Genomic DNA, 6317 nt, shown 5'->3' with positions numbered 1-6317 from the left:
GGCCGCCGCCCCGCTGCCCGCGCGGCCGGGGCGCCGTGGGAGCCACCGCCGGGGCCCCGGCGGTGGCAGCCGCGGGGGCCGCCGATTCCGCCGGGGCGGGCGGGGCCGCCTGGGGCGGCGGTGCCTTGCGACGCGCGGACTTCTTCCCCTTCTTGGCGGTGGCCTTGCCCGCACCCGGACGCGCGGTCTCGGCGGCGGGCGCCGGAACCGGGAGCGAGGCGGTGGGAAGCTCGGACTGGGACGAGCTGTCGGACGAACGGTCGGACGGCGTGCGGGCGGTCACGGGGGCTGCCTCCTCGGCTGGGCTTCGCTGCTTGACGGTCGAACGGGTGGGGAGCGGGGCCGGACAGGTCGGTACGGGGAACAGGGGCGACCGGCCTCCGGCCGGATGTGTCAGGCGCCCGCGGCCAGCCGGCGGATCGCCGCCATCGGGACCGGGAGCCAGTCGGGGCGGTGCCTCGCCTCGTACAGGACCTCGTAGATCGCCTTGTCCGTCTCGTACGCGCGCAGCAGCTCGGGCTCCGCGCGCGGGTCGGTGCCGGCCGTGGCGTACCCCTCGCAGTACGCCTCCCGGCAGCGCGCCGCCCAGTCCGGGCGCCATGGCTCGTGGGAGCGGGCCGCGTAGTCGAAGGAGCGGAGCATGCCCGCCACATCGCGGACCGGTGGCTGCGGGCGGCGGCGTTCGGCGAGCGGTCTGGCGGGCTCGCCCTCGAAGTCGATGACCGACCAGCGGCCGTCCGGCGTCCGCAGGGTCTGGCCCAGATGCAGATCGCCGTGGACCCGCTGCGCGGGCCGGCCGCGCCCGGCCTCGTCGAGCCCGGCGAGCGCGTCGAAGGCGGTTCGCAGCCCGGCGGCGTACGGCATGAGCGAGGGCACCGCGCGGGCCGCCGACTCCAGGCGTTCCGCCATCCCGTCGGCCAGCTGCGCGGTCTGCCTGCGGCCCAGGGTCACGGTCGGCAGCGCGGCGGCGAGCGCGGTGTGCACCTCCGCGGTGGCCCGCCCCAGCGCGTGGGCCTCCGTGATGAACTCCCTGCCGTGGGCGAGCGAGGAGAGCGCCAGCTGCCAGCCGTCCTGCGAGCCGCGCAGATAGGGCTGGAGGACGCCGAGTGTGAGGGAGTCCCCGCTGCCCGAGGGGTCGGCGGCCTCGAACCAGCCGACCGGCGCGGGCACCCGCTCGCACCCCTCGGCGGCCAGTGCGAGCGGCAGTTCCAGATCGGGGTGCGGGCCGGGGAAGACCCGGCGCAGGATCTTCAGGATGTAGGCGTCCCCGTAGACCAGGGAGGAGTTGGACTGCTCGGCGTCGAGCAGCCGGCCGCTCAGCCCGGCGGGCACGGCGCTCGCGCGGTCGAAGCGCAGCGGGCCCAGCGCGCCGGGGGAGCGCAGGCGCTCCAGCAGCAGTTCGGCCAGATGGGGGTCGTGCAGGGCCTCGTAGACGGTACGGCCGGCCAGCGGCCCCTGCGTGGTGTGGCCGATCAGCGCGGAGGCGAGGCGCGGCGGCAGCACCTTCCGTACCCCGAGCAGCAGCTGATAGCAGTCACCGGCGGGCGAGGAGACCCCGGAGTGGGTGGCGGAGGGGGACGACGGAATCGACCGCGCGGGACCGGAGGTTCCGCGCTGCTCGACACGTACGAGCAGATGCAGCAGACCCGGACCCGCCGCGTCCACGGGCAGCAGTTCGGTGACCGTCACCGGCACGAAGCCGGTGACGGGACGGCCCTTGCCCGCGAACCAGCGCTGGCGGGGCAGCCAGTCGTGGAGCAGCGGAGCGAGCGAGCCGACCAGCGTTCTCGCGTCGGCGGGCGACAGGGCCGGTGACACGGGCGATGCGACGGACGGGGCGACGGGCGAAGCAGTTGCGGGGCGCGGCGTGATCCGGGTGGATGCAGCCTTCGACATGGCATCGCGTCCTTTCCCCGGGCACACCACAGGATGCGCAGAGTGTCCCGGATTGCGGCAATGGCTGTCCGGCTGTGCGGGACGTGTCGGGTGAGGATGATCCGTACGGATCGATTCCGTACGAACTCGATACGAATTTGATCGAATCGATCGAACTGGATGTGGAGGAGCGTGCCCCGTGCGGGGCGGTGGAAACCGCCCGGCACGGGACCACGGTCAACACCGCGTGAACGAGTGAGCGGTGTTGAGCGGTGTGGAGCGGCGCTGTCAGGCCGCGGGATCCTTGCGCAGCCGGAACCAGTAGAAGCCGTGGCCGGCCAGGGTGAGCAGGTAGGGCCACTCACCGATCGCGGGGAACCGCACACCGCCGATCAGCTCGACCGGACAGCGCCCGCTGAACTCCTTCAGATCCAGCTCCGTGGGCTGCGCGAAGCGGGAGAAGTTGTGCACACACAACACCAGATCGTCGCCCTCGCCCTGCTGGGAGGGCGCCTCGCGCAGGAAGGCGAGCACGGCCGGGTTCGACGACGGCAGCTCCGTGTACGAGCCGAGGCCGAAGGCCGGGTTCTGCTTGCGGATCTCGATCATCCGCCGCGTCCAGTGCAGCAGCGAGGACGGCGACGCCATCGCCGCCTCCACATTGGTGACCTGGTAGCCATAGACCGGGTCCATGATCGTCGGCAGATAGAGCCGGCCGGGGTCGCTGGACGAGAACCCCGCGTTCCGGTCGGGCGTCCACTGCATCGGGGTCCGTACGCCGTCCCGGTCGCCCAGCCAGATGTTGTCGCCCATCCCGATCTCGTCCCCGTAGTAGAGGATCGGGGAGCCGGGCAGCGACAGCAGCAGGGCGGTGAACAGCTCGATCTGGTTGCGGTCGTTGTCCAGCAGCGGGGCGAGCCGGCGCCGGATGCCGATGTTGGCCCGCATCCGCGGATCCTTGGCGTACTCCGCGTACATGTAGTCGCGCTCTTCGTCCGTGACCATTTCGAGGGTCAGCTCGTCGTGGTTGCGCAGGAAGATGCCCCACTGGCAGCCGGTCGGGATCGCCGGGGTCTTCGCCAGGATTTCCGAGACCGGATAGCGGGACTCGCGCCGTACGGCCATGAAGATCCGCGGCATCACCGGGAAGTGGAACGCCATATGGCATTCGTCGCCGCCCGCCCCGTAGTCGCCGAAGTAGTCGACGACATCCTCCGGCCACTGGTTCGCCTCGGCGAGGATCACCGTGTCCGGATAGTTGGCGTCGATCTCCTTCCGTACCCGCTTGAGGAACTCGTGGGTGGCCGGGAGGTTCTCGCAGTTGGTGTTCTCCTGCTGGTACAGATACGGCACGGCGTCCAGCCGGAAGCCGTCGATGCCCAGATCCAGCCAGAAGCGCAGCGCGGAGACGATCTCCTCCTGCACCGCCGGGTTCTCGTAGTTGAGATCCGGCTGGTGGGAGAAGAAGCGGTGCCAGTAGTACTGCTTGCGCACCGGGTCGAAGGTCCAGTTGGACGTCTCCGTGTCGACGAAGATGATCCGGGCGTCCTGGTACTGCTTGTCGTCGTCGGCCCAGACGTAGTAGTCGCCGTACGGCCCGTCGGGGTCCTTGCGGGACTCCTGGAACCAGTCGTGCTGATCACTCGTGTGGTTCATGACGAAGTCGATGATCACGCGCATACCGCGCTGGTGCGCGGCGTCGACGAACTCCACGAAGTCGGCGAGATCCCCGAATTCGGGGAGCACCGCCGTGTAGTCCGAGACGTCGTAGCCGCCGTCGCGCAGCGGTGACTTGAAGAACGGCGGCAGCCAGAGGCAGTCCACTCCGAGCCACTGGAGATAGTCCAGCTTGGCCGTGATGCCCTTGAGGTCGCCGATGCCGTCGCCGTTGCTGTCCTGGAACGAGCGCACCAGGACCTCGTAGAAGACAGCACGCTTGAACCAGTCGGGATCGCGGTCCTTGGCCGGGGTGTCCTCGAACGTGTCGTGGACGGGCTCATTGACGATCATGATGTGGGTGACCCTCCGATCGGCGGGGACGGTCGCAGAACCACGACGTGCGCGGGCGTGACGCCCGGCTCTAGGCGCACGTAGGTGGCTCTGCCCCAGTGATAGGTCTCGCCGGTGAGCTCGTCGCGCACCGGGACGGTCTCGTGCCCCTCCAGAGATTCGAGGCCGAGCCGCTCCATGTCCAACGAGACCGTCGCCTCCTGGGTGTGGTGCGGGTCGAGGTTGACGACCACCAGAATGATGTTCGTACCCGACCGCTTGCTGTACGCGATGACCGCGTCGTTGTCGGCGTGATGGAAGTGGATGTCGCGCAGCTGTCGCAGCGCGGGGTGGCGCCGTCTGATCCGGTTGAGCGTGGTGATCAGCGGGGCGATCGTGCGGCCCTCGCGCTCGGCCGCTTCCCAGTCCCGGGGCCGCAACTGGTATTTCTCCGAATCGAGGTACTCCTCGCTGCCGGGCTTCGCGGGGGTGTTCTCACAGAGCTCGTAGCCCGCGTAGACACCCCAGGTGGGCGCCATCGTGGCGGCCAGCACCGCCCGTACCTCGAAGGCCGGCCGGCCGCCCTCCTGAAGATAGGCGTGCAGGATGTCGGGCGTGTTGACGAAGAGATTCGGCCGCATGTACGCGGCCGCCTCACCCGACAGCTCCGTCAGATACTCGGTCAGCTCCTGCTTCGTGTTCCGCCAGGTGAAGTACGTGTACGACTGCTGGAAGCCGATCGCGCCGAGCGTGTGCATCATCGCGGGCCGGGTGAACGCCTCGGCCAGGAAGATGACATCGGGGTCGGTGCGGTTGATGTTCGCGATGACCTTCTCCCAGAAGAGCACCGGCTTCGTGTGCGGATTGTCGACGCGGAAGATCCGTACGCCGTGGGCCATCCAGTAGCGCAGGATCCGGCAGCTCTCCCGGACCAGACCGCGCAGATCGCTGTCGAAGGCGATCGGATAGATGTCCTGGTACTTCTTCGGCGGGTTCTCCGCGTACGCGATGGAGCCGTCCGCGCGGTGGTGGAACCACTCGGGGTGCTTCGTGACCCAGGGGTGGTCGGGGGAGCACTGGAGCGCGAAGTCGAGCGCGACCTCCATCCGCAGGGTGCGGGCCGTCTCCACGAAGTGGTCGAAGTCCTCGATCGTGCCGAGATCGGGGTGGATCGCGTCATGGCCGCCGTCGGCCGAGCCGATCGCCCAGGGCACACCGACATCCCCGGCGGCGGGGGTGAGGGTGTTGTTGGGGCCCTTGCGGTGCGTGGTGCCGATGGGGTGGACCGGCGGGAGATACACGACGTCGAAGCCCATCGCGGCGACGGCGGGCAGCCGTTCGGCGGCCGTCCTGAACGTGCCGCTCACCGGCGGCCCGTCCTTGGTGACGACCGCGCCCTCCGAGCGCGGGAACAGCTCGTACCAGGAGCCGAAGAGTGCCCGCCGGCGCTCCACCAGCAGGGGCGCGGGGCGCGAGGAGCTGATCAGGTCGCGCAGCGGATGGCGGGAGAGGGCGGCGTCGACCTCGGGGGCGAGCGCGGCGTCGAGCCGGGCCCGCGCGGGCAGCGTCTCGTCGCGCAGGGTGTCCGCGGCGGCGAGCACGGCCTCCCGGCCGTCGTGTTTCGGTACGCCGTCGGCGGCCCGCTCGTACAGCGCGGCGCCCTCCGCGAGGACGAGGGCGATGTCGTGCTTGTCGGCGGCCGCCGGGATCTTGATGCTCGCGGCGTGGCGCCAGGTGGCGACCGGGTCGCTCCACGCCTCGACGGTGTAGGTCCAGCGGCCTTCCTCGGTGGGGGTGACCTCCGCGCCCCAGCGGTCGGTGCCGGGGGCGAGTTCACGCATAGGGGTCCAGGGGCCGGGGCGGCCACTGGGGTCCATGAGGACGACGTTGGCCGCGACGGCGTCATGACCCTCCCGGAAGACGGTCGCGGTGACCAGGAAGGACTCACCGCTCACCGCCTTCGCGGGGCGTCTGCCGCAGTCGACGAGCGGGCGTACGTCCAGGACGGGAATGCGACCAATCAGCGGTTTCACTGGATCACCTGAGGGCTGTGCGGGCGTGACAGGCAGGGCGGGTGGAGCTGACCGATCGGACTGACCGGGCGGTGCGGACGCGTCGGGTGGTGCGGGATCGGAGGAGCTGGGGCCCTCCGAAGATCTGCTGTCTTTGCGAGGTTTTGATGTTCTTTGTAGCTGCTCGGTAGACGACTGGGAGGCTGCGGGCATGGCCGCTCCTGTCCGCGTTCACTCGAATAGCGCTGGATTCGTCCTCAATTGTGTAGGGACGCGCTCGTGTGCGGTGCGATGAACATGCGTACGTGCCGGGTGTACCGGGGGAGCCTTCCCACTCTTTTCGGGTGGGCAATCCGGCGGATTGTTAACTACTGCGGCGTACAGGAACAGCAGGGGCGCACGGTCACCAACGGCAAGGTTCAGGCCATGAATTGGGGAGCA

The 6317-nt window shown here is 69.9% G+C and carries 3 protein-coding genes and 1 pseudogene; all 4 read right to left on the bottom strand.

From position 1 onward, the window contains the following. Positions 1 to 283: pseudogene (locus M1203_RS34925) on the bottom strand (hypothetical protein); the annotation flags it as partial. 110 nt (positions 284 to 393) lie between these two features. Continuing rightward, the gene (locus tag M1203_RS34920; RefSeq protein ID WP_249953865.1) at positions 394 to 1896 is read right to left on the bottom strand and encodes a phosphotransferase; all 1503 of its coding nucleotides are present in this window, start codon (positions 1894 to 1896) and stop codon (positions 394 to 396) included. A gap of 267 nt (positions 1897 to 2163) precedes the next feature. Next, positions 2164 to 3885, bottom strand: coding sequence for a maltose alpha-D-glucosyltransferase (treS, locus tag M1203_RS34915; RefSeq protein WP_249953864.1), 1722 nt, complete (start codon positions 3883 to 3885; stop codon positions 2164 to 2166). Continuing rightward, positions 3882 to 5888: an alpha-1,4-glucan--maltose-1-phosphate maltosyltransferase gene (locus tag M1203_RS34910; protein WP_249953876.1), complete on the bottom strand. Its 2007-nt coding sequence runs from the start codon at positions 5886 to 5888 to the stop codon at positions 3882 to 3884. The genes treS and M1203_RS34910 overlap by 4 nt, the downstream gene beginning before the upstream one ends. Between the last annotated feature and the right edge of the window lie 429 nt (positions 5889 to 6317).

It is taken from the genome of Streptomyces sp. 35G-GA-8, from assembly GCF_023534745.1.
Classification (GTDB): domain Bacteria; phylum Actinomycetota; class Actinomycetes; order Streptomycetales; family Streptomycetaceae; genus Streptomyces.
This window is presented reverse-complemented; position numbering and strand designations above follow the sequence as displayed.